This is a genomic window from Sessilibacter corallicola (genome assembly GCF_021290925.1).
GTDB lineage: Bacteria > Pseudomonadota > Gammaproteobacteria > Pseudomonadales > Cellvibrionaceae > Sessilibacter > Sessilibacter corallicola.
On record NZ_JAJSLX010000003.1, the window covers coordinates 200903 to 222208 of the forward strand.

Below are 21306 nucleotides of genomic sequence, written 5' to 3' on the forward strand. Positions count from 1 at the left end.
TGAGTGTGATTTGGTTGTTCCAAATGAACGAGCTGCAACACGAAATACGGGAAAAATACGCCGAGCCCCTAGGGTCGCCCCTAAAACACGCCATTCGTTGTTGTTCGTCGCTTATTTAGCGCGCTAAACTGCACTCCTCACGCCTAGACTGACGCGTTTTAGGGGCGACAGGTGCGGTTAAATTAGTATGAACAGGCCCTAGTTAACTTGGTAATAAAATAAAGAGCAAGCAGTTTGGTAAAATGCAAGGATGCTTTGATTAACGATCAGGGACGACGAACGCGTCCCGCACAGCCTTTTTAGTTATATTAACGGAACAGATCGGAACAAATCAAAACACTAAGATTGCGAATGCCGCTGTGCCAATAAGGCTAATACCTCTTCATCGTCTTCTTCGGTCATAGAATCCAATGCAGCGAGCGGTGCATTTGCCACGGCTTCTAACCTAACGGTCCAATCGGGGTCTTGAAGCAAAGGTACAACGTCGTCACCGCTAAGTCGCGAAGCCACTATTCGCCTAACTTCTGGCTCGGAATCAACCGCCATTAACCCCAGGCTTTCAACAGGAAGACGTTTAGCGACGATTTTTCTAACCTGTAAATCCGGATCTCGAATAAAGCGGAAAAGTCGGCCAAATGCGATGCGTTGCGCAACATACGCTCTAACAAGATAGTCGACATCGTCGGCCATTTTTTCCAGTTCTGTTTCGGCAATTCGATCTGCAACCGTAATGCGAACCTCGCGATCTTTGTCATTCATTAATTGAGGAAGCTGCTCACGGGGTAATCGGTAAGCGACCGCGCGGCGCACTGCTTCATCATTATCTGCGATCATCCGATCGAGGGCGTCCACCGGCGCGTAACGCACGGCGATGGCACGGCGTTCCCAAAAGTCGTCTCTAAGATAGACTTCCGCGTATTGCGGATTAATTCGAAAAAAACGGTCAATTTGTCGGCCGCTTTCCGCCTTAACACAAATATCGCCCGGCGAGCACCGGCCACTCAATAACAAAGACATTCTATAACTGCAGTATCGGCAATCAGCGGTAGGTGTTTGATCTTGGCTATTCGAGTCGTTTATTGTTTTATCGTCCACGTTTGACCTCATTCATCGTCTATGAATTCAGCAAAAACGTAGCCAGATGCGCTGTCAAGATCGTTTGTTAAAACGGAACAATGGTCTTGAGAGTTGACTAAATATATTGCGTAAGCGTCTCGCTCAAGTATCGGTTTACCCGAGTGAATATCATCTTCCATACACCAAGTAAAATGGTGATCGGAATACTGATTTCGTAGCTGAGTCAAGGTTTGTTCAGAAAGACCATTTCTATCGACAAATTCAGCAACTTGATTTAATTGTTCACTTGCAATCACGATACACGTTCTCCGTATAGCTTGACACCCAAATTCGGTTTACCAATAGCTTTAGCGAGCCATGGCGGAGGATTAGCTTTAGAAAGCACAGTTTGCAAACGTTTAAGTACCTCCGCAGACTGATAATTTTGCTCAAGTTTAATTGGGTGTAAACCCAATTTAACAACTTGCGCTGCGGCCAAGGCACCGATCGACCGCGTGTACAGTAACGAACAGTCTTCGATTAAAGTAGCGCGGGCACGATTTTTTTCGCTGTTTTTAAAGGCTTTGGAGGTAAGGGTTTTCGATGGCTCGCGAATGTCGATCAGGCGTATGTAGTCAGGCGAGACTTGATAAATCAAATACCTTTGGCAGTCACTGAATAAACCATCAACTAACTCGCCCCGGTCAGATGCACAGGCGACGCGCAACGAACCGCTAATCTCGCAAAAAGTTCCCAGTTCGTACTCCGGCTTCGGGTTTAAATAGTGACGCACTCCCCTGCCTTTGAGTAACGCAAAGGCTTTTTCAAATTGCTCAGAACTGACCGAATCAAAAAGGCCAGCGCCTTCACTTTTCAGTTTTTTTGCGCGTAGCCTGGTAATTTTAGCAACGGTTATCGGCTCACCAATTATTTGAATCAATAAACCTAACAACGTTTTTGCATCGATGTACTTTAATTCCTTGGCAGCTAAAGCGATTCGAAGTGCCAGCTCATCGCTGAGTGGCGCAGTCATTTTTACTGCGCCTCAACCAAGCGTTTTACTCGAACAGTCATGGGCAATTTCGGTAACGCTATGGGCTCTAAATAATAACTAGAGCCGTCAGCCAGCTTTAATTCACCACCCCACTTTTCGTCAGAGTCAAACTCTAATGAAACAATCTCATCTTCTAAATCGCGCTTTGGAACATAAAGGGTAAGCTTGCCTTCAGGATCTTTTCTTAACATTACACTGGGCATACAAGTCATTCTCCACGTTAAGTGATTAAAATAAAATGAATGGCACCTAGATAGGTGCCATTCTTAGATAACCAATTAACGAACGAGGTCGTAATTGTAGTCAGTGGTTTGCATACCACGGGTTTCGTCATCCAAACGCTCAAGTACCGAGTTAACAAGCGTGGTGAGCATTTGCATAGCGCCTTCATAACCCAGTGTTGTTTGACGGTGTAAATGGTGACGGTCAAAAATTGGGAAGCCAATACGAATTAGTGGTACTTCATGCTCTTCACCTTTGTACAAGGTGTCGCGCTGAATAAATTTACCGTAGGAGTTACCAATCATGAAGTCAGGTTTATTAGTAAATACCAGCGAGCGCATGTGCCACAAGTCTTTACCAATGTGTACTTCACAGTTTTTACCGTAAGGATTTTCATCCAGAATAGCGTCCATTGCTTTTTTCCAACGCTTATTCGCGTTGTTGCAAAGAATGTGCGTTGGCTCAGCACCAAGCTCAAGCAAGAATTTACTGAGCCCCATAACGAAATCTGGATCACCCCAAAGCGCAAACTTTTTACCGTGCAACCAAGCGTGCGAGTCTGTCATCATATCGACTAAACGACCTCGCTCTTTCGTGAGGCTATCAGGGATTGGTTGACCAGTGACTTCGCTGACTTTCATTAAGAATTCGTCTGTACCATCAAGACCCATAGGAAGACTGATGCGTGGTGCTTCGTGCTTCCAGGTATTCTTAACGAATTTTTCAGTTTTAACCGACTGCCAACGTTGAAGTAAAAACGTCTCTTTGGCATTAGGCGCGTCTTTGATTTCGTCTTGCGTTGTGCCGCCGGCGTACATACGGAATTCACCGTCAGCAGGTGTGTCCAATACTTCTTCGGGATCGGAAAGCATGGTAAAAGGCACGTCCATTTCGTTAAGCATGCGCTTAATGACACGATAGTTACCTAAATAAGTTTCGAAACCGGGAACGATATTAATCTTTCCGTTCTTGCCGACTTCCTTACCTTCCATATGATTTAACGTGAAGTAACGCGCAATGCCTTCAAACATGTTGTCCCAACCGGTTGTATGGCTACCAACAAAACTGGGTGTATGAGCGAAAGGAACAGGATATTCCTCTGGCACGTGTCCTTCGTTTTTAGAGTTATTAATAAACGCATTTAAGTCGTCACCAATAACTTCGGCCATACATGTTGTTGATACAGCGATCATGTCTGGTTTGTAAGTGGCCTTACAGTTTTCCAAACCGTCTTTCATGTTTTGTTGGCCACCAAATACCGCCGCGTCTTCCGTCATGGAGTCAGACACGCACGCAATTGGCTCTTTAAAATGACGATTAAAGTAAGTGCGGAAATAAGCAACACATCCTTGCGAACCGTGAACATAAGGCATGGTTTTTTCAAAGCCGAGTGAACACAATACCGCGCCAAGGGGTTGGCATGCTTTCGCTGGATTAACGGTCATTGCTTCGCGAGAAAAATTTAATTCTTTATATTCCTCAGTCGTAGTCCACTGGAAAATTTCATCGATTTTTTCTTGAGAGTGCTTTTCTTCAAAGTTATCACGCTTTTCAGCAAGTGAATCCCGATACTCTTGTTCGCGGAATAAAGGGTAACTAGGTTTGATGTTGTCGACATCTTGACTCATAACATTTCTCCTTCCGTGCCACTAATTTGTGAACAAACGGACTTGGATTTCTACTAAGCCTTACTTCATCGCGTAAGACTCTGTCGGCTTAGCAGAAAAGTTTTTAAAAATTAAGCGCTTGCTGCGATTGCTTCATCAGCAGACTCTGGCTTTTTCCACGGTGCAGCCAATTTAGACCAGCACGGATTATTCAAAGTCATATCCATATCTTTAGCGAAGATGGCAAAGCCATCAAAGCCGTGATAAGGACCGGAATAATCCCAGGAGTGCATTTGACGGAAAGGCACGCCCATTTTTTGGAAAATGTATTTTTCCTTAATGCCGGAGCCGATAAGATCAGGCTTAACTTTTTTGACGAATTCTTCGAATTCGTAACCGGTTACGTCATCGTATAACAAGGTCGCGTTACCCATTTCCTTGATGGTACGATCGTAGTCATCGTTGTGGCCGAACTCGTAACCGGTTCCCACCACTTCCATGCCAAGATCTTCGTAAGCGCCGATAACGTGACGTGGACGCAAACCGCCGATATAAAGCATGACGCGCTTGCCTTCCAAACGAGGGCGATATTTGTCAATCACTGACTGCCATTCAGGCTGATATTTTGCGAGTACTTCTTCGCATTTAGCCTGAATACTCTCGTCAAATTGAGCCGCAATTTTTCGCAGTGATTCAGCGGTTTTAGTTGGACCAAAGAAGTTGTACTCCATCCAAGGAATACCGTACTTCTCTTCCATATGACGCGAAATATAATTCATCGAGCGGTAGCAATGGACCAGGTTCAATTTAACTTTTGGTGTCAGTTCCATTTCGGATAAGGTACCATCGCCCGACCACTGAGCAACAACACGCAAGCCCATTTCTTCGAGTAGAATACGCGAGGACCAAGCATCACCACCGATGTTGTAGTCACCAATTATCGCTACGTCGTAATCCGTTTGTTCGAAACTGTTATCGTCGTCGCGAGCACCCAAGACCCAGTCACGAACGGAGTCGTTCGCAATATGGTGACCTAGAGATTGTGACACGCCTCTGAAACCTTCACAGCGCACAGGCACAACGGTCTTGCCGTGTTCTTTTTGTTTGGTTTTTGCAACCGCTTCGATATCGTCTCCGATAAGACCAATCGGGCATTCCGACTGAATGGTGATACCTTTGTTTAATGGGAAAAGGGTTTCGATTTCGTCGATCATTTTTGCCAGCTTTTTATCGCCACCAAAAACGATGTCTTTTTCTTGGAAGTCGGAAGTAAAGTTCATTGTTACAAAGGCATTTACGCCGGTTGTACCAATGTAATAATTACGTCGACCCGCGCGAGAATATTGTCCGCAACCGACAGGACCGTGAGAGATATGAATCATATCTTTAACCGGACCCCAAACCACACCTTTTGAACCGGCGTAAGCACAACCGCGAATGGTCATAACACCAGGCAATGATTTTTTGTTTGACGTAATACATTTTTTACTTTGTTCGAGCGAAGTATCATTCGGTGTTAAATGCTTAGAGCGATCTTTTTTCGCTTTTTCTGGATAAACCTCTAATACTTCTGATATGAGGGCTTCAACCTCTTCACGTGACATTTCAGACATGACTTTGTCTCCTGAATGTGGGTTTTCGGGTAATAGGTGTGCGCTCGTAAAAACGCACACCTAGCTAGGCAAATTCGCCCGCCCCGCCGTTCACTTCATCAGGACCAACAGCTTAAAGTTCCGATGCTGTTTTACCTACGATACTCTCGTCTTCCTCTTCCATGATGCCGAAGTCCATCAGCAATTGCTCAAGGTCGTCCATAGAAATTGGTGTAGGAATAACAAGTTTTTCGTTTGAAATAAGCTTTTGTGCGAGAGCGCGATACTCGTCCGCTTGTTTAGCTTCTGGATCATACTCGATCACTGTCATACGACGGATTTCTGCACGTTGTACAACGTTATCGCGAGGAATAAAGTGAATCATTTGCGTACCTAAACGCTCAGCCAAGGCAATGATTAATTCATCTTCACGATCTGTATTACGACTGTTACAGATAAGTCCGGCTAGACGTACACCACCAGAGTTAGCGTATTTCACAATACCTTTAGAGATATTGTTTGCGGCATACATAGCCATCATTTCACCGGAAACAACGATATAGATTTCTTGTGCTTTGTTTTCACGAATAGGCATCGCGAATCCACCACATACAACGTCACCAAGCACATCGTAAAATACAAAATCTAGCTCGCCTTCGTACGCGCCTTCTTCTTCAAGAAAGTTAATCGCAGTAATCACACCGCGACCGGCGCAACCAACACCAGGCTCAGGACCACCTGACTCAACGCAACGTACATCGCCATAACCAACTTTAAGCACGTCTTCTAGCTCAAGGTCTTCAACGGTGCCAGCTTCAGCAGCCATTTCCATAATGGTGTTTTGCGCTTTTGAATGAAGAATAAGTCGAGTTGAATCTGCTTTTGGATCACAACCAACGATCATTACTTTTTTTCCAGCTTCTGCTAATGCAGCCACTAGATTTTGGGTGGTAGTTGATTTACCTATACCCCCTTTACCGTAAATTGCACATTGACGCATAGCCATAACCACATCTCCTAAATAAAGTTTGCATATGTTGCTTATCAATTTAATTTAACTTGCGGTAGGACAAGCACACGCCGATACAAGAGCAGTGGTTGTGCCAAGCACAGAAAGAAGTGCCTAAGTCTATGTAATTGTTGGATAAATTAATTTGTGACGGCTTATTAAATATCGTTTTGTAGGCAACAAAAACATTTAAGTGTTGTGTTAATAACGACAATGCGACAAATTAATTTTTAAGCCCGAAACAAATTTTTATTTGTAGCAAAGCCGACAATTTGTCATTGATATTGGCAGTTACACAAAGCATTTTTAAAAAAATTAAGCAAAATCAATAGTGTTTTTGCTGGCGCAGTATTTGCTCTGATACAGCAAGTAGGCATTAGACATTAAATGTATTTGTCATTTGCTGTTTTTTAGTCTGAAAACATTTTCTTATAAATGCGGTTTATCTTAATTGATTAAAATTAAATGATGAACAAACGCTTTTATATACCTTAAATTAATTTTTAGTTGGGCTAAAAATAAAATCTAGAAAACGAAACGCTGAATATATCAGTTCGGGGAGGACTCTATAGTGGCAATTCCGGAAAAGTCAGAATTAATTGCAAAAATGAAATCGGGCGAGCTTATTCCCTATCTGGGAGCTGGCGCGCTCGAAGGCGTTAAAAATGTAGCTGATGGAACGTCTATCCCTGCAGATAGCGAGAGCCTAATTCTTGCTATGACCGGCGGTACGCCAATGGCGCCTAGATTAATGTATGAATTTCCGCGTGCTGCAATGCACCTCGAAAATAAAAAAGGACGTAGCTTTTTAGAAAGATTTTTAAAGAAAACCTACGCTGAAACAGACTGGAGTGACGCTGCCCTTCACACATGGCTGCACTCTGTAGAAACGCCGTTTATTATCGATTCCAACCGTGACTTAAAAATGCAAACGCTGTTAAAAGACAGAGCGCATAACCTTATCGTTGGTGCCGCGCGCCTTGCTGCGCATCCTCACCGCTTCGATATTTATGAATGGGTAGACGGCAAATACCAACTGCGACCACAGGATTTAGTCAATACAGCCCTCCCTACACTGTTTAAACCACTTGGCAGCCCAGAGCCAAAACCGAGTTTTGTCGCCTCAGATGCCGATTTTGTTGATTACATAACAGAACTTATGGGTGGGTTTGCGATTCCCGCGTGGATTAAAGAAAAACGTATCAATAAACAATATTTATTTTTAGGCATGCGTTTTACACGAGACACCGAGCGCATGGTGATGAGCGATATGATCTACGGTGCATCGGAAGACTGTGCAGGTTGGGCGTTGATCCCAGAGCCAACAGACAAAGAAAAGCGTTTTCTAACGAAGAAAAACGTCGTAATTATCGAACAAGACTGGACCTCATTTTTAAAAAATGAAGTCCTACAAGCCGCTTAATTTTAAATTTATGGAGACAAGGTATGTTGTTAAATCAATACGCGGAGAAATCGCTTTTGTGTAACGTAAGCGTGAACGGTAAAACAAGCGAAGACAATGTGTATGTTTACCGAGGCGACATGGTGATCGAAGAAGGCGAAATCGCGGATTCCCAAGGCCGCCGTCATCCGCCCAAGTCAGTCGTTAAACAAGCCGTAACTATGGGCTCGGAGTCGAAGTTAGACGTTGTTGCCGGTGCTGTCGATAATCTCGAATTTATACCTGACTTTATCGCCAAATACGGCACTGATTTCAGCGAGAAAATTAATTGTCTTTTTTATGTCTCGAACATTAAGAAGCCGATGGTTGTTGATGTAGATGGTATCAGCACGACGGTTCTTCCTCACGATGAAGGCGCGGTATGGACAATGCTTATGGATGATTTACGGTTGGAGAAAAGCGACTTTAAAGGTCAAAGTGCTGAGGATAAAGTCATCACTATGTTTGAGGCACTCAGCGATTACAAACCCGGTGCTGAGGTATTGCCTTTTGATCAAGCAATAAAAAATACCGTGGAAATAAAAAAGGAAGCTAGAGGTCCGGTTTAAACCGCTATGCCGGTGGTCCAATGCTGGATTAACCATTCCCTATTCAGATTAGCTGTGTTCCCTTTTATTGCCCTGGTTTATGTTACCCATGTTACTCAGTTTCAGTGTTGATTTGGTGGCCCATTGGCCGCCTTTTTTATGGTAACTATTTTATTAAACTATTTTATTGTAACGCTGCTTTATTATAACGTTGCGACAGATGAACATACGACTGTCGCAATCGTTAATTAACAATAAATTGAAAAATTAATTATCTAAATAGATTTATTCCTAAATCAGCTTGCTAGCTCTTCGTCACTTCGGCCAAAGCGTACGCGTTTTTCCGCGTCATCACCCAAGTGTTTGGCTAACCACGGCGGTGGCGATCCGCGCATGACTTCCTGTAATTGAGCGATAATTTCTGATGCCTCGCCACCATCCACTTTTTTAATGGGATAAACGCCGGCACGTACAATTTTTGCCGCAGCGGGACCACCAACGGAAACAACATACGCAACCTGGCAGTCTTCAATGAGCTTAGCTCTAAACGCGTTTCTATCGTCTGAGAGATCGGCTTCGATTGCCGATCTCACATCAATAAGTTGGCTTAAATCTTCACTCACTTGGTAAATAAGAAAACGCAAGCACGAACCAAAATGACCGTCGAGTTTTTCTTCCGTGTTCGAGGCGATGGCCACTCTAACCGATCGAGGAGGAATATTGTCCAAAGGTTTAGCCTCAGGCAGTGACGCCAAATCGGTTTCCCCCCAAAGAATTCTTACGGCCTCTTTCATTTCTGCGAGGCCAATCCCAATATCTTCACCATCCTCTTCGCCATCAGCGCTCGCAAAACTTGTTTTCAAATGAGTTACCGTTACGACACCGAGACTTTCTTCATTGATTTCACCGTCGATACATTGTGCAAGAATATCGAGTAATTGACTTACGCTTATGCCTGGTAGGATACGTGAAGCTAATGCGATCCTCAGTGCTGTTTCTCTATTTAAATTTGGAGTTTCCATATAAAACCTCAATTTTACTTGGCTAACAAAAACGACACTGGATTTACAACGACACTGGATCGACCTTAATCGTCGTCATCATCATCGTCGTCGATTTCACGGATAATTTTTCGGTAAATTTCTATTCGGTCGCCATCCGTTAGCGGAGTCTCTAACTTCACAAATCGTCCGAAAATACCTATTTTTTGTGTGTTTAGATCGATGTCTTGGCACATCTTTAATATGCCTGAGCCCTCAATAACCTGCCCTACTGTCGCACCCTCTTCGACTTTGCAGGAAAGTTGAACCTGACTGAGGCCAGAATAAATAACGGCTATTTGCACTTGTATTTCCTCCAATACCCTCTAATACCCAAGAAGCTCTTAATAAAAATATTCTTTCTTAGGGCTAGGTCTGCAACTCAACCAGAGGTGGAGCAGAATTGTCCGCTTTTCTTTTTGCAATGTATTCGTCTATGACGCGTTTAAGCGCGATCATAATACCCAGGACGATAAAACCCCCTGGCGGAAGGATTGCCAGTAAAACACCGCCGTCGGCATCGATCAGCGTTAATTCAAGCCACTCAAATTGCTTGCCAAGCAGCAGTGAGGCGTGCGCAAACAACGTACCGCTTCCCAAGATTTCTCTCGCCGCGCCAAGAAAGACCAGTGCCCAGGTAAAACCCAGTCCCATTCCGATCGCATCAACCAGTGACGCCAGCGGTGGTTGCTTCATAGCGAATGCTTCGGTTCGACCGAGGATGGCACAATTAGTAACAATGAGCGCGATGAACAAGCCGAGCACTTTGTAGAGTTCATGCATCCACGCATTCATTGCTAAATCCACTAACGTAACGGTGCCGGCTATTATCGCGATCATAACCGGGTTTCGAATTTCAGCAGGAATACTGTGACGCAATATTGAGATAAGTACGCTAGAAATAACCAATACCGCTGTCGTAGCGATACCCATGCCCAAGCCGTTTGTTGCGGAAGTTGTAACAGCCATCACCGGGCATAAGCCGAGCAGTTGAACGAGCGCAATATTATTTTCCCAAATACCAAAACCAAAATATTCTCGATAGCTCTTTGCGGGTTTAATATCCGTGCTTCTACAGCTATTACAATTTTCATCCATCTTTTTTAACCTCCTGGTTTGTATTCACCAAGGTTTCATTGTTATGTTCGTAAAAGTTATATTCATAAAAGTTACGTGCGTAAAAATCCAAACCACCCACGACGACTTTAACAATGGCACGAGGGGTAATTGTCGCACCGGTAAATTGATCGAATTCACCGCCGTCTTTTTTAACCAACCAGGCGCTTCTCGGTGTGTTTTTTAGCGATTTCCCATCAAAGCTTTTGATCCAATCACTTTTGTGAATTTCTATTTTATCCGCCAAGCCCGGCGTTTCTTTATGACTGAGTACGCGCAGCCCCAATACTTCCGCATCCGTATTCATCGCCATAATCAGTGTAATGGTTCCGCCATAGCCCCCGACATTTAACTCAAATACAAAGGCAGAAACTTGATTATTCTTACGTGCAATAAACACTTGCACGGGCTCATCAGAAAATAAATCATCCGTGATTGTTATTGAATCTTCGAGGGGATTGTTATCATAAATGCTTTTGGGTAAAACCTGCTGCAAGACAGCCAGACGATCCTCGGCGAGACGTTCTGCAATGGGTGCCGCAGTTTTTTGTTGCCCGAACATAAGCAAGGTAGTAACAACGGCGCATACCATGGCAAGTAACGTTGTCTGATAATCAACTCTATTGCGCCAAACGTGCAGTTTTTCACTCAGCGAGATATTCATAGTGTTTTTTGAGACTCTCGTACAAGTTCAATCCCACTGAGTTCTGGCAGAGGTTTGCCAGAATTATCTCGGCCGTAAATACGTGGGCGAAAGTAACGGTCAATTAATGGGGTTAATGCATTCATAAAGAGCACGGCAAATGCGACCGCTTCTGGGAAAGAGCCCCACTGTCGAATAATAAAAATAACGCTCGCGCAACCAATACCAAAGATCAATTTTCCGCTGCGACTAATGGGAGATGTCACCGGATCTGTCGCAATAAAAAATGCTGCGAAAAAAACGCCGCCAGAGGTGAGGTGAAATATAGAATCGGCAAACTGTGCGCTGTTTGCGTAATACGCTATCGCCGTCAACAGAAATAGCGACGACAACATGGCGAGAGGAATTTCCCAACTAATAATCTTGCGCCAAAACAAAAAAGCAGCGCCCAGTAATATTAATAGCTCTGAGGTCTCACCCATGCTTCCAGCTTGTTGCCCAGAGAAGGCAAGCCACAACGATGGTTTGTTTTCAACGGCATTATCCAGACTCAACGATGTTTTAAACTCGCCGAGGTAAGTGGCTCCGGTATACGCGTCTGGAATTGATGCACCTAAAAAAATGTAATCTATCGACTCTTTAACGCTAACGGCACTCGCGCTGTCTGGCAAAGTCCAAAGTGTCATTTGTACCGGAAAAGTAATTAACAGCGCCGTTCTAGCAAGCATTGCCGGATTAAAAATATTTTGACCAATCCCACCGTACAGCTGTTTACCAACTGCAATTGCAAAGAAACCGCCGAGTGCTCCTATCCACCAAGGCGCCCAGGGCGGCAAGCAAAGCGCTAACAGCCAACCCGTTAATAATGCGGAACCATCTAGAACTCGATACCAAGGTTGTTTAAGCCAAAGCAAACACAGTAGCTCGGTTGCCAAGGCGGAGGCACAGGTTATTAAAAATAAAAATGCTGCCGGAAGGCCGAATATATAGATGCCGAATAAAGTGCAAGGTATAAGTGCAACACAGACTTGAAGCATTACGTTGCTAACTGAGGCGCCTGCATGAGCAAAAGGTGACGATGCGGGCTGTGCATTCATAGCGCTTGATCCTCCGTTTTAACCTCAACATTACTGTCCGCAGACGCTGACTTTTCGGTATCGCTTAGTGTGTTCGGTGTGTTTGCCGTAGGTTTAACACGTTTTGTTTTCTTCGCTTTTTTCGCAGCTTTTGCTGCTGCCTTCGCGGCTTTTTCAGCGTCGACTCGTTGCTGCTTGGCCAAACTTAACTGGACTGTGTAATCCATTTTTTTAGCTGCAGTCCGTTTGGCGTCTTGCTGGCCTTTACCGTATTGAAAATACTGCACGAGAGGAATGTGGGAAGGACAAACGAATGAACATGAGCCGCACAAAATACAGTCCTTCAGACCGTATTCGTCGGCACCGTCAAAATCATCGATTCGAGTACGGGACGCCATTTCCAACGGCAGTAAACCCATGGGGCATGCATCAACGCAGCTCGTACAACGAATACACGGTGATTCCTCGGCGCGAGGAACTTCTGCTTTTGACAGCGCAAGAACGCCGGTTGCACCTTTCATAGTCGGCACATCAAGCGAGGCTAAAGATACGCCCATCATTGGTCCGCCGAGAACCAGTCGTTTGGGGTCAGCGGTCAAGCCGCCACAGGCATCAATCAAATTTTTAACGGGGGTGCCGAGTGCAACTTCAATATTCCTTGGGTTCGCAACGCAATCGCCCGCTACGGTCACCACTCTTGATATCAAAGGTCTACCGAAACTCAACGCCTCATAGATGGCGTAAACAGTACCCACGTTGTGAACGAGTACGCCCACTGAAGTGCTGCGACTTCCGGCCGGAACTTCGCTACCGGTGACAGTTTGAATGAGCTGTTTCGCCGAGCCCATTGGATAGCGAGTCGGTACAACTTGCACCTCGACCATTCCAAAGGGCGCGGCAGCTTCACGCATCGCTGCGATGGCGTCTGGCTTGTTATCCTCGATAGCGACAACAATACGGTATGCCTGCAGGATATGGCGGATAAGTCGAGCACCTTCGATAATATCCGCCGCGCGCTCTCGCATAAGCCTGTCATCGCAGGTTAAATAGGGTTCACACTCAGCACCGTTAACCAACACGGTTTTTATTTCGTGCTTTGCGCCTTGCTTTAACTTTACCGCCGCAGGAAAAATCGCACCGCCCATGCCGACGATACCTGCCTGCGCAACTCTATCTGCCAGTGTTAAAGGGTCTACATCGTAGGGGCTGCCGCTTACACCTGTTTCAAGCCAACGATCTTCGCCATCCGGCTCAATAACGATCGCGTGCGCTGGGAGGCCAGATGGATGCGGCGCAGTAACCAGCGCGATTTCCCGGACCACACCTGAACTTGATGCGTGCACAGGCGCCGAGATTTCAGAGGGCGCGAGTGCGAGAAGTTGACCTTTGAGTACTTTGTCTCCGGGTTTTACTATGGGTATTGCATCCGCACCTGCGTGCTGCCGTAGCGGTAAATATAAGCGCTCGGGCAAAGGAAGCTTTTCTATCGCCATCGTTGACGAGTCAGATTTAAAGCCTTTAGGGTGAACGCCCCCTTGAACTCGCGGCAATCTCAAAAAGCTGCGTAACATCGTATTGCCTCCGTATGCGATTGCAGATTATTCACTAGGCGGCCGAAGGTTTAGGCCAGTGCCATGCATTTAACGACTCGGGTTCTGGAGCCATATCGATACAGTTTTCAGGGCACACATCAAAGCATTTTTTGCACCCGGTACAGGCGGCCGTGACCACAAAATGTATTTGGCCGTTAGCACCGACCACTGCATCTGTAGGGCAAGCCTTGAGGCATTTCGTGCAACCCACACACTGTGTCTCGTTAATTGCAGCAACCACAGGCTTGGCTACATCACCGACAGTACTTGGGTCGATATCTAAAAGATCCGCCAAGCTTTCAACTAACGCTCTGCCCCCTGGCGGACAAAAATTAAGTGAAACCTCACCGTCTACAACGGCTTTGGCCGCCGGCGAACAGCCGGGAAAACCGCACTGGCCGCACTGGCTTCCGGGCAACATATCCTCGACGCCTTTTACTAGCGGATTTTCGTCTTCAATGGCAAAAAATTTTCCAGCAAGCCCTAGCAACAGGCCAAGAAATGCGCCAAGTGCTGTGATTGAAAGTACGGCAACTATCATTGATTAATCCTCGCTTAAACCGCTTGAACCAAGCCACCAAAACCTAAAAAAGTCATTGCTAAGAGTCCCGCTGTTACCAGCGCAACCGGTGGTCCCTCGAATGCGCGCGGCACACTCGCTAATTGCAAACGCTCTCGAATGCCGGCAAAAATAACCATGATTAAACAAAAGCCGAGTGCGGAACCAAAACCAAAAGTCAGTGCTTCACTGAAACTCTGTTGCTCACGAACACTGATGAGTGGCACGCCAAGGACTGCGCAATTTGTCGTAATAAGCGGTAAATAAATACCCAAAGATCGGTAAAGAGCTGGGCTTGTTTTTTTTAAGACCGTTTCAGTAAATTGAACGACTGCGGCGATAACCAGTATGTACCCCAGTATACGAAGAAAACCGATATTTAAAGGTTGAAGTACTAAAAATTCCAACAGCCAACTACAACCTGATGCGAGTGTCATCACAAAAGTTGTTGCCGCACTCATACCGACAGAAGTTGACAGTTTTCCCGACACACCCATAAAGGGACACAAACCAAGAAAGCGCACAAGAACAACGTTGTTAACGAGCACTGTTCCTATTAACAGGCTTATGTAATCCATATTCGAAGTCCCCATTTAAAAATTCCGCGAGTGATTGTCAAAATAAATAACTCAACAAAGAATGAAGTCGCGCAATAAATAATTTGTTCGATCAGCGGTGCATCGAACATGCCACAGCTCCACACTTATGGTTAGCTGCGTGAAATTCAAAGAAGTTTTTTGATATAGAACAGTTTCTGAACTTAAAACGCTTATTCGCTAAGGCGTTATGTTGTTTTTTCTATGTAGGGTTTACGACAAAACTAAGTAATGCGACACGCTACCCATTGTAGTATTTGGTACAAATGTGTAGTTTCAAACAAGGTTTAATGGGGTTTTACACGCGGCACGTGTTTTGCTGAATTAATATTTAGCGATGTCATTGCAGGTTAAATAAATCGGAGACTCTCACCTAAATCTTTGAGGCAAAAACCTTGAAACGCCAAAATTTTTGAGATGAGTTTTTCTAGATGCTTAACTTTATTTTATAAGTAATGGCCTAGCTTATACGATAAAACTCGTTTATGGGATAAAACTTGGTCCCCTTCAAAATCTAATGTTGACGGAAAAATTTTATCTTGAATTAATTGTGGCTTTTACTTTTTCATGCGTAACACTTGGAACGAACCTATGAACACAACTAACGGCAAAAATATTTCAAGCAATAACGCCATAAAAAAAACGCAGGTTTCAGTTTCGGCTCCTAAACCAGATTCTCGTGAAAACAGAGACGGAGGAGAAAGTATTTATAATTTGTCACACAGAGATCTATCACCGGAGGTATTTAAACAAGCGGTAGAACATGCTCCCGTTGCAATATCGATCACTGATTTACAAGCAAACATTCTTTATGCTAATCGAGCGTTTAGTAAGGTTACCGGCTATAACAACGATGAAGTAATCGGCGAAAACGAGAGTATTCTTTCAAATCACACTACGCCAAGACTTGCCTACCAAGCTTTATGGGGTCGACTGCTGCAGAAAAAAACGTGGTCTGGCTTACTCGTAAATCGACGTAAAGACGACTCACTGTATCTCGCTGAACTCTCGGTTGCACCGGTTTTAGATCAAAACGAAGATACCGTGTATTACCTTGGCATGCACCGAGATTCCAGTGATCTGCATGAGCTTGAACAGAGAGTAAATAATTTATCTCAAATGATTTCTGCTGTTATTAATTCATCACCCATTGCGATCGCGCTTCTTAACGCAGATACAGATATCATTTTGATGAATCCGTCTTTTCAACGATTAGTAAGCGATCTTGCACCGGAAAAAAGCGCCGAGGATGCGAAAGAAATACTGCTAGAAATGCTGGGTGATGATTTTATAAACCTGAAAAAAACAGGTAAGCATTTTCATAACCATGAAGTTAGCTTTGATGAAGGTGGCGCTAACCAACGATGGCTAGTGTGTAATGGAACTATCATTGGGTTGGAGGACGAAAAACCCGGAAATTTTTTCACTCAGCCTGAATCGAGTCACTTTTTATTAACGATTGATGATTTAACGGAATTACGCCAGCGTCAATTAGATTCACAATTAAATGCATTAAAGGCTGTTATTGCCGAAGAAGAATTAGCTCACGCCACACGAGAGGCATTTAATGGCGCCATTCACAACTTAGAAGGGCCTGTTAACTTAATTGGAGCTGCTCTGGCAATGCTCGCACGAAGAAAGGATGTTTTTTCCGATCAAGACCCCGTAATTCAAGCGCTTAAAGATGCGCAAAAAGCTGGTCATCAAGCTCTCGAAAATTTAACGCGGTCTTTACCAGATACCTCCGATCAATCGAAGACGTCTGTTAACGTCAATGAAGTACTGCGAAATGTTATTAGACTTTCCACTCAAAAATTACTTTCACACAGCATTGTCGTCGATTGGCAACCTGCCCTTCGACTTCCTCCGGTGCTTGGTAAGGAAGGCAAGTTAGTGAGTGCTTTTAGAAGTCTTGTCGACAATTCGATTGAAGCAATGGCTGACAGTAATTTAATAAAGCGTGAATTGACTATACGCACTTACGAGCAAAAACAAGGCGTTCGAATTGATATTATTGATACCGGATCAGGCATTGATCAGTCCTTAAGATTCAAAATTTTTGAGCCTTTTTTTAGCACCAAAAAGCCGCTTCAAGGAAATTGTCGCGGCATAGGCTTGTCGATGGTTCAAGAAACCATATTGGATCATGCTGGCACTGTTTTTGTTGACGAAGATTACGATAGCGGCTGTTGCATGGTGGTTGAACTTCCGCTTTAGACCCGCTGTCGATTTTGCTTTTGAAATTAAATGTAATCGAAATATATCGATATGAAACCGTGGTTCAATCGAGATTAGCGTGCCTATGAATACAAATGATCGTTTATTCAGTACCGTCACACCAGTAAGCCGAACTGAACTCCTTGAGCGGGAAATTAAGGCGCTTAGTAAAATCTCTCAAATTATTTGTCATTCAGAAACTATAGAAAAAACGTTTCAAGATGTGCTTGCAGTCCTGCACGATACAGCCGGAATGAAACACGGGCTTATCTCGATTACGGACTCGGAATACACCTCCGTTCAAGTCTCAACAATCCATTCGGGTACGGACGAAAATTTTAAAGGTGGAAGAATAAAATATCGTAGCGGAGAAGGCATAATTGGACGCATATTAAGTCACGGTAATCCCATTGTATTAGGTAGAATTTCTTCAGAGCCGAACTTCTTAGACAGGTTAGAGCTTTATAACTTTGAGTTGCCTTTTGTTGGTGTTCCTATTGAAAATGTATCCGGTAAAACGATCGGTGTTTTAGCGGCGCAGCCCGAAAGTCCGGCCGACGACCTGTTAGCGGAACGCACTCAGTTTATGGAAACCGTTGCTCACCTACTTTCTCAAACGGTTAGATTGCTAGTTAATGAGGAAAAAGGTCAGGAAATCGCAACCGAGCGAGATGAATTGCGACGTGAAGTACGCGCAACGTTTAGTTTTGAAAACATGGTTATCGGCCATACCTCACTGATGCGCCGAGTGTTTGATCAAGCACGCCGAGTTGCCAAGTGGGACAGCACAGTACTTGTTCTCGGCGAATCCGGTACGGGCAAAGAATTAATTTCAAGCGCAATACATTACAATTCACCGAGAGCCAAACAACCTTATATTCGTCTAAATTGCGCGGCCTTGCCAGAAACACTGCTTGAGTCAGAACTGTTTGGCCACGAAAAAGGCGCATTCACCGGTGCAGTTAAGCAAAGAAAAGGACGCTTCGAACAAGCCGATGGCGGAACTTTATTTCTTGATGAAATCGGCGAAATTTCTCCGATGTTCCAAGCGAAATTACTCAGAATATTACAAGAAGGTGAGTTTGAAAGAGTCGGTGGAACCCAAACAATTCGTGTAGATTTAAGAATAGTCGCGGCGACAAATCGTCATTTGGAAACAGAAGTCGAAAAAGGCAATTTTCGTGAAGACTTGTATTATCGTTTAAATGTTATGACGATTAAAATTCCTCCACTGCGTGAACGCCGGGCGGATATTCCCGAATTAGCGGAGTTTTTACTTTCTAAACTCGCCAAGAAACAAAGTCGAGAACTTAGCTTGACCAACACAGCCGTTAGAATGCTGATGAACTACAGTTGGCCAGGAAATGTTAGAGAACTTGAGAACTGTCTTGAGCGTGCCTCGATCATGAGCGAAGGAGGCACTGTAGATTGCGATGCAATTTCAATGACAGGCTTAAATCAAGAAGTTCCACCCCACCCTGCTCATATCGATTTACCCCCCACTGATCTAAGCGACGATAATTTAGATGAACGAGAAAAAGTGATTGCCGCATTAGAACAAGCGGGCTGGGTTCAAGCTAAAGCTGCGCGTTTGCTGGGAATGACACCACGACAAATCGCCTATCGAATTCAAACCCTAAATATCAATGTGCGAAGAATTTAAATATTTAGAGAAATACGTCTTCGAAATTATTTCTGATTTTTCTATCTAAATTTCTATACTGGTTTTCTATCTAGAACAGTTAACTTTGTGGCTGGTTATTTAAAATTTATGATTAGATATTTAGAATTATGATTTGATATTTAAGAATTGTGATTTGATATTTAAATTTATAGTCAGCCATTTAAAATTTAAAGCCCACCCATTTACCCTGCTCCACTCAACCGATTATTAATCTTTGTTAATTAGAAGTTCCTTTAATAATCTCTGGCTTAAAAAACTGTGTCACGACCACGACATTTTGGCAGCATTTTATTGTATGGTCAGCAACAAAACCGAATCACATAATAATTTTTATCAATAAATTCAAGAGCTTAAAATTGGGCACACGCGTTGCACTTAGTTTGGTATTCCTCCGAAGATTATTGATCTTTGGACTACAACTAAACAATGCGCCTGGTATACGCGCGTGATTTGGAGACACCAAAATGGAACTCGAAGTAATTGACGAAACTCAAGCCAGTGGTTGTTCTTCCAGCGGATGTGGCAGTACTGAAGATCAGTTAGCTCACCTCCCTGAATCTATTCAAAATAAAGTTCAAAACCACCCCTGCTACTCTGAAGATGCTCACCATTATTTCGCACGTATGCACGTAGCTGTAGCTCCAGCTTGTAATATCCAATGCCACTACTGCAACAGAAAATACGATTGCTCAAATGAATCAAGACCCGGTGTTGTCTCTGAGTTATTGACTCCAGATCAGGCAGTAAAAAAAGTAAAAGCAGTAGCTGCAAATATCCCGCAAATGACCGTACTGGGTATTGCCGGCCCCGGTGACCCGTTAGCAAATCCAGAGAGAACGTTCGATACCTTTAGAATGCTTAGCGAACAAACGCCTGATATTAAATTGTGCGTATCGACAAACGGGCTCGCCTTACCCGATGCCGTGGAAGAATTATCAAAACACAACATCGACCATGTAACGATTACGATTAATTGCGTCGACCCAGAAATTGGCGCGAAGATTTATCCCTGGATATATTGGAACGGACGCCGAATTAGAGGTGTTAAAGGCGCAAAGATTCTTATTGAGCAGCAACAAAAAGGTCTGCAAATGCTGACCGACCGCGGCATTTTGGTGAAAGTAAATTCTGTCATGATTCCTGGTGTAAATGATTCACACCTCAAAGAAGTCAGTCAGATCGTAAAGTCTAAAGGCGCGTTTTTACATAATGTAATGCCGCTTATCGCCGAAGCAGAACACGGAACATTTTACGGCGTCATGGGCCAGCGCAGCCCAGAGCCAGAAGAACTGCAAAACCTACAAGACGAATGCTCAGGCGACATGAATATGATGCGTCACTGCAGACAGTGCCGTGCTGACGCCGTGGGTTTGCTCGGTGAAGATCGCGGCGAAGAATTCACAATGGAAAAAATTGAAGAAATGGAAATCGATTATGAAGCGGCCATGGAAAAACGTGCCGTGATACACGAAGGTATTATTGAGGAACTCGAAGAAAAACGCGCGCGCATTGCGGGTGTGAGTATTCCAAGCGATGAACCTTCAATTCCGCAAGATACTCGACCCGTCCTTATGGCAGTGGCAACAGCCGGAGGCGGCATTATTAATCAACACTTCGGCCACGCGACAGAGTTCTTAGTTTATGAAGCGTCACCGCAGGGTGTTCGGTTTATTAGCCATCGTAAAGTTGATCAGTACTGCATCGGTAATGACACCTGCGGCGAAAAAGAAAGCGCACTTGACGGTTCTATTCGAGCGTTAAAAGGTTGTGAATCTGTTCTTTGTTCAAAAATTGGTTTTGAACCTTGGGGCATGCTTGAGGAAGCTGGCATCCAGCCTAACGGCGAACACGCTATGGAGCCGATCGAAGAAGCTGTGATGGCTGTTTACGAAGAAATGATTTTGTCCGGTGCCATTAAAAATGAAAACAATGATTTATCAGCGTTAGCGTAGCTATCTAGGAGCGAACCTTATGTCGGTTGAAATTGTTGATCTCTGTGTAAATTGTTGGGCATGCGTTGACGTGTGCCCAAGCGATGCGATCTCTGCATCAAACACACACATGTTAGTAAATGCAAAGAAATGCACGGAATGTGAGGGAGATTACGCAGACCCACAGTGTGCAAGCATATGCCCTATCGAATCAGCCATACTCGATTCAGGAGGTTTTGCCATCAACCCACCAGGGTCGCTAACCGGCATTCCTCCAGAAACTCTGGCTGAAGCGATGAACGAAATACAAGCGCGATAACACC

Annotated in this window: 21 protein-coding genes; 6 read left to right on the forward strand and 15 right to left on the reverse strand. The window is 44.3% G+C overall.

Translation table 11 applies throughout. The features are described 5' to 3' along the window. Positions 1-339: 339 nt before the first annotated feature. The 7 genes from LU361_RS15205 to nifH form a co-directional block, all read right to left on the reverse strand. On the reverse strand, positions 340-1095 hold the full coding sequence (locus LU361_RS15205; protein ID WP_233089738.1) for a 4Fe4S-binding leucine-rich repeat protein: 756 nt from the start codon (positions 1093-1095) through the stop codon (positions 340-342). Positions 1096-1103: 8 nt separating this feature from the next. Beyond that, a complete protein-coding gene (locus tag LU361_RS20035; protein ID WP_233089739.1) occupies positions 1104-1373 on the reverse strand; it encodes a DUF6129 family protein in 270 nt (89 codons plus the stop codon). After that, positions 1370-2089, reverse strand: a complete 720-nt coding sequence (locus LU361_RS15215; protein ID WP_233089740.1) for a dinitrogenase iron-molybdenum cofactor biosynthesis protein — start codon at positions 2087-2089, stop codon at positions 1370-1372. The genes LU361_RS20035 and LU361_RS15215 overlap by 4 nt, the downstream gene beginning before the upstream one ends. Positions 2090-2091: 2 nt before the next feature. Next, the gene (nifT, locus tag LU361_RS15220) at positions 2092-2313 is read right to left on the reverse strand and encodes a putative nitrogen fixation protein NifT (RefSeq protein WP_233089741.1); all 222 of its coding nucleotides are present in this window, start codon (positions 2311-2313) and stop codon (positions 2092-2094) included. Between the two features lie 75 nt (positions 2314-2388). Continuing rightward, on the reverse strand, positions 2389-3960 hold the full coding sequence (nifK, locus tag LU361_RS15225) for a nitrogenase molybdenum-iron protein subunit beta (protein WP_233089742.1): 1572 nt from the start codon (positions 3958-3960) through the stop codon (positions 2389-2391). A gap of 110 nt (positions 3961-4070) precedes the next feature. Further along, positions 4071-5552 (reverse strand): nitrogenase molybdenum-iron protein alpha chain, encoded by a 1482-nt coding sequence (nifD, locus tag LU361_RS15230; RefSeq protein ID WP_233089743.1) that lies wholly within the window; start codon positions 5550-5552, stop codon positions 4071-4073. A 112-nt stretch (positions 5553-5664) separates the two neighbouring features. Continuing rightward, positions 5665-6537 (reverse strand): nitrogenase iron protein, encoded by an 873-nt coding sequence (gene nifH / locus LU361_RS15235; RefSeq protein ID WP_233089744.1) that lies wholly within the window; start codon positions 6535-6537, stop codon positions 5665-5667. Positions 6538-7111: 574 nt separating this feature from the next. Between nifH and LU361_RS15240 the strand changes: the two genes are divergently transcribed. Then, a complete protein-coding gene (locus LU361_RS15240) occupies positions 7112-7963 on the forward strand; it encodes an SIR2 family protein (protein WP_233089745.1) in 852 nt (283 codons plus the stop codon). A gap of 23 nt (positions 7964-7986) precedes the next feature. Beyond that, positions 7987-8550 (forward strand): hypothetical protein, encoded by a 564-nt coding sequence (locus LU361_RS15245; protein ID WP_233089746.1) that lies wholly within the window; start codon positions 7987-7989, stop codon positions 8548-8550. 275 nt (positions 8551-8825) lie between these two features. On the opposite strand, the gene LU361_RS15250 is transcribed toward LU361_RS15245, so the two are convergent. From LU361_RS15250 to rsxA, 8 genes are all read right to left on the reverse strand, one after another. Further along, the gene (locus tag LU361_RS15250; protein WP_233089747.1) at positions 8826-9551 is read right to left on the reverse strand and encodes a dinitrogenase iron-molybdenum cofactor biosynthesis protein; all 726 of its coding nucleotides are present in this window, start codon (positions 9549-9551) and stop codon (positions 8826-8828) included. A gap of 65 nt (positions 9552-9616) precedes the next feature. Continuing rightward, positions 9617-9874, reverse strand: a complete 258-nt coding sequence (locus tag LU361_RS15255; RefSeq protein ID WP_233089748.1) for an RnfH family protein — start codon at positions 9872-9874, stop codon at positions 9617-9619. A 64-nt stretch (positions 9875-9938) separates the two neighbouring features. After that, a complete protein-coding gene (locus tag LU361_RS15260) occupies positions 9939-10667 on the reverse strand; it encodes an electron transport complex subunit E (RefSeq protein ID WP_233089749.1) in 729 nt (242 codons plus the stop codon). Beyond that, positions 10660-11349, reverse strand: a complete 690-nt coding sequence (rsxG, locus tag LU361_RS15265; RefSeq protein WP_233089750.1) for an electron transport complex subunit RsxG — start codon at positions 11347-11349, stop codon at positions 10660-10662. Before rsxG ends, LU361_RS15260 begins: the two co-directional genes overlap by 8 nt. Beyond that, on the reverse strand, positions 11346-12425 hold the full coding sequence (locus LU361_RS15270; RefSeq protein ID WP_233089751.1) for an RnfABCDGE type electron transport complex subunit D: 1080 nt from the start codon (positions 12423-12425) through the stop codon (positions 11346-11348). The genes rsxG and LU361_RS15270 overlap by 4 nt, the downstream gene beginning before the upstream one ends. Continuing rightward, positions 12422-13975 carry an electron transport complex subunit RsxC gene (gene rsxC, locus LU361_RS15275; protein WP_233089752.1) on the reverse strand — a complete coding sequence of 518 codons (1554 nt, stop codon included), beginning with the start codon at positions 13973-13975 and terminating at the stop codon, positions 12422-12424. The genes LU361_RS15270 and rsxC overlap by 4 nt, the downstream gene beginning before the upstream one ends. Positions 13976-14009: 34 nt before the next feature. After that, positions 14010-14537, reverse strand: a complete 528-nt coding sequence (locus tag LU361_RS15280) for an RnfABCDGE type electron transport complex subunit B (protein WP_233089753.1) — start codon at positions 14535-14537, stop codon at positions 14010-14012. 14 nt (positions 14538-14551) lie between these two features. Then, a complete protein-coding gene (gene rsxA / locus LU361_RS15285; RefSeq protein WP_233089754.1) occupies positions 14552-15133 on the reverse strand; it encodes an electron transport complex subunit RsxA in 582 nt (193 codons plus the stop codon). Between the two features lie 609 nt (positions 15134-15742). Between rsxA and nifL the strand changes: the two genes are divergently transcribed. The 4 genes from nifL (at position 15743) to LU361_RS15305 (ending at position 21302) form a co-directional block, all read left to right on the forward strand. Beyond that, positions 15743-17368 carry a nitrogen fixation negative regulator NifL gene (nifL, locus tag LU361_RS15290; RefSeq protein ID WP_233089755.1) on the forward strand — a complete coding sequence of 542 codons (1626 nt, stop codon included), beginning with the start codon at positions 15743-15745 and terminating at the stop codon, positions 17366-17368. Positions 17369-17453: 85 nt separating this feature from the next. Then, complete coding sequence (gene nifA / locus LU361_RS15295) at positions 17454-19031, forward strand: nif-specific transcriptional activator NifA (RefSeq protein ID WP_233089756.1); 1578 nt, start codon at positions 17454-17456, stop codon at positions 19029-19031. Between the two features lie 485 nt (positions 19032-19516). Beyond that, the gene (gene nifB / locus LU361_RS15300; protein WP_233089757.1) at positions 19517-21004 is read left to right on the forward strand and encodes a nitrogenase cofactor biosynthesis protein NifB; all 1488 of its coding nucleotides are present in this window, start codon (positions 19517-19519) and stop codon (positions 21002-21004) included. A gap of 19 nt (positions 21005-21023) precedes the next feature. Next, complete coding sequence (locus LU361_RS15305) at positions 21024-21302, forward strand: 4Fe-4S binding protein (RefSeq protein WP_233089758.1); 279 nt, start codon at positions 21024-21026, stop codon at positions 21300-21302. Positions 21303-21306 lie beyond the last annotated feature (4 nt).

Excerpts from the sequence above, each read along its gene's own strand:
- rsxC (WP_233089752.1), bottom strand. The coding sequence starts at position 13,975 with ATGTTACGCAGCTTTTTGAGATTGCCGCGAGTTCAAGGGGGCGTTCAC.
- rsxA (WP_233089754.1), bottom strand. The coding sequence starts at position 15,133 with ATGGATTACATAAGCCTGTTAATAGGAACAGTGCTCGTTAACAACGTT.
- nifH (WP_233089744.1), bottom strand. The coding sequence starts at position 6,537 with ATGGCTATGCGTCAATGTGCAATTTACGGTAAAGGGGGTATAGGTAAA.
- LU361_RS15270 (WP_233089751.1), bottom strand. The coding sequence starts at position 12,425 with ATGAATGCACAGCCCGCATCGTCACCTTTTGCTCATGCAGGCGCCTCA.
- LU361_RS15215 (WP_233089740.1), bottom strand. The coding sequence starts at position 2,089 with ATGACTGCGCCACTCAGCGATGAGCTGGCACTTCGAATCGCTTTAGCT.
- LU361_RS15250 (WP_233089747.1), bottom strand. The coding sequence starts at position 9,551 with ATGGAAACTCCAAATTTAAATAGAGAAACAGCACTGAGGATCGCATTA.
- nifD (WP_233089743.1), bottom strand. The coding sequence starts at position 5,552 with ATGTCTGAAATGTCACGTGAAGAGGTTGAAGCCCTCATATCAGAAGTA.
- nifA (WP_233089756.1), top strand. The coding sequence starts at position 17,454 with ATGAATACAAATGATCGTTTATTCAGTACCGTCACACCAGTAAGCCGA.
- LU361_RS15280 (WP_233089753.1), bottom strand. The coding sequence starts at position 14,537 with ATGATAGTTGCCGTACTTTCAATCACAGCACTTGGCGCATTTCTTGGC.
- LU361_RS15260 (WP_233089749.1), bottom strand. The coding sequence starts at position 10,667 with ATGGATGAAAATTGTAATAGCTGTAGAAGCACGGATATTAAACCCGCA.
- nifT (WP_233089741.1), bottom strand. The coding sequence starts at position 2,313 with ATGCCCAGTGTAATGTTAAGAAAAGATCCTGAAGGCAAGCTTACCCTT.
- nifK (WP_233089742.1), bottom strand. The coding sequence starts at position 3,960 with ATGAGTCAAGATGTCGACAACATCAAACCTAGTTACCCTTTATTCCGC.
- LU361_RS15305 (WP_233089758.1), top strand. The coding sequence starts at position 21,024 with ATGTCGGTTGAAATTGTTGATCTCTGTGTAAATTGTTGGGCATGCGTT.
- nifB (WP_233089757.1), top strand. The coding sequence starts at position 19,517 with ATGGAACTCGAAGTAATTGACGAAACTCAAGCCAGTGGTTGTTCTTCC.
- nifL (WP_233089755.1), top strand. The coding sequence starts at position 15,743 with ATGAACACAACTAACGGCAAAAATATTTCAAGCAATAACGCCATAAAA.
- rsxG (WP_233089750.1), bottom strand. The coding sequence starts at position 11,349 with ATGAATATCTCGCTGAGTGAAAAACTGCACGTTTGGCGCAATAGAGTT.
- LU361_RS15245 (WP_233089746.1), top strand. The coding sequence starts at position 7,987 with ATGTTGTTAAATCAATACGCGGAGAAATCGCTTTTGTGTAACGTAAGC.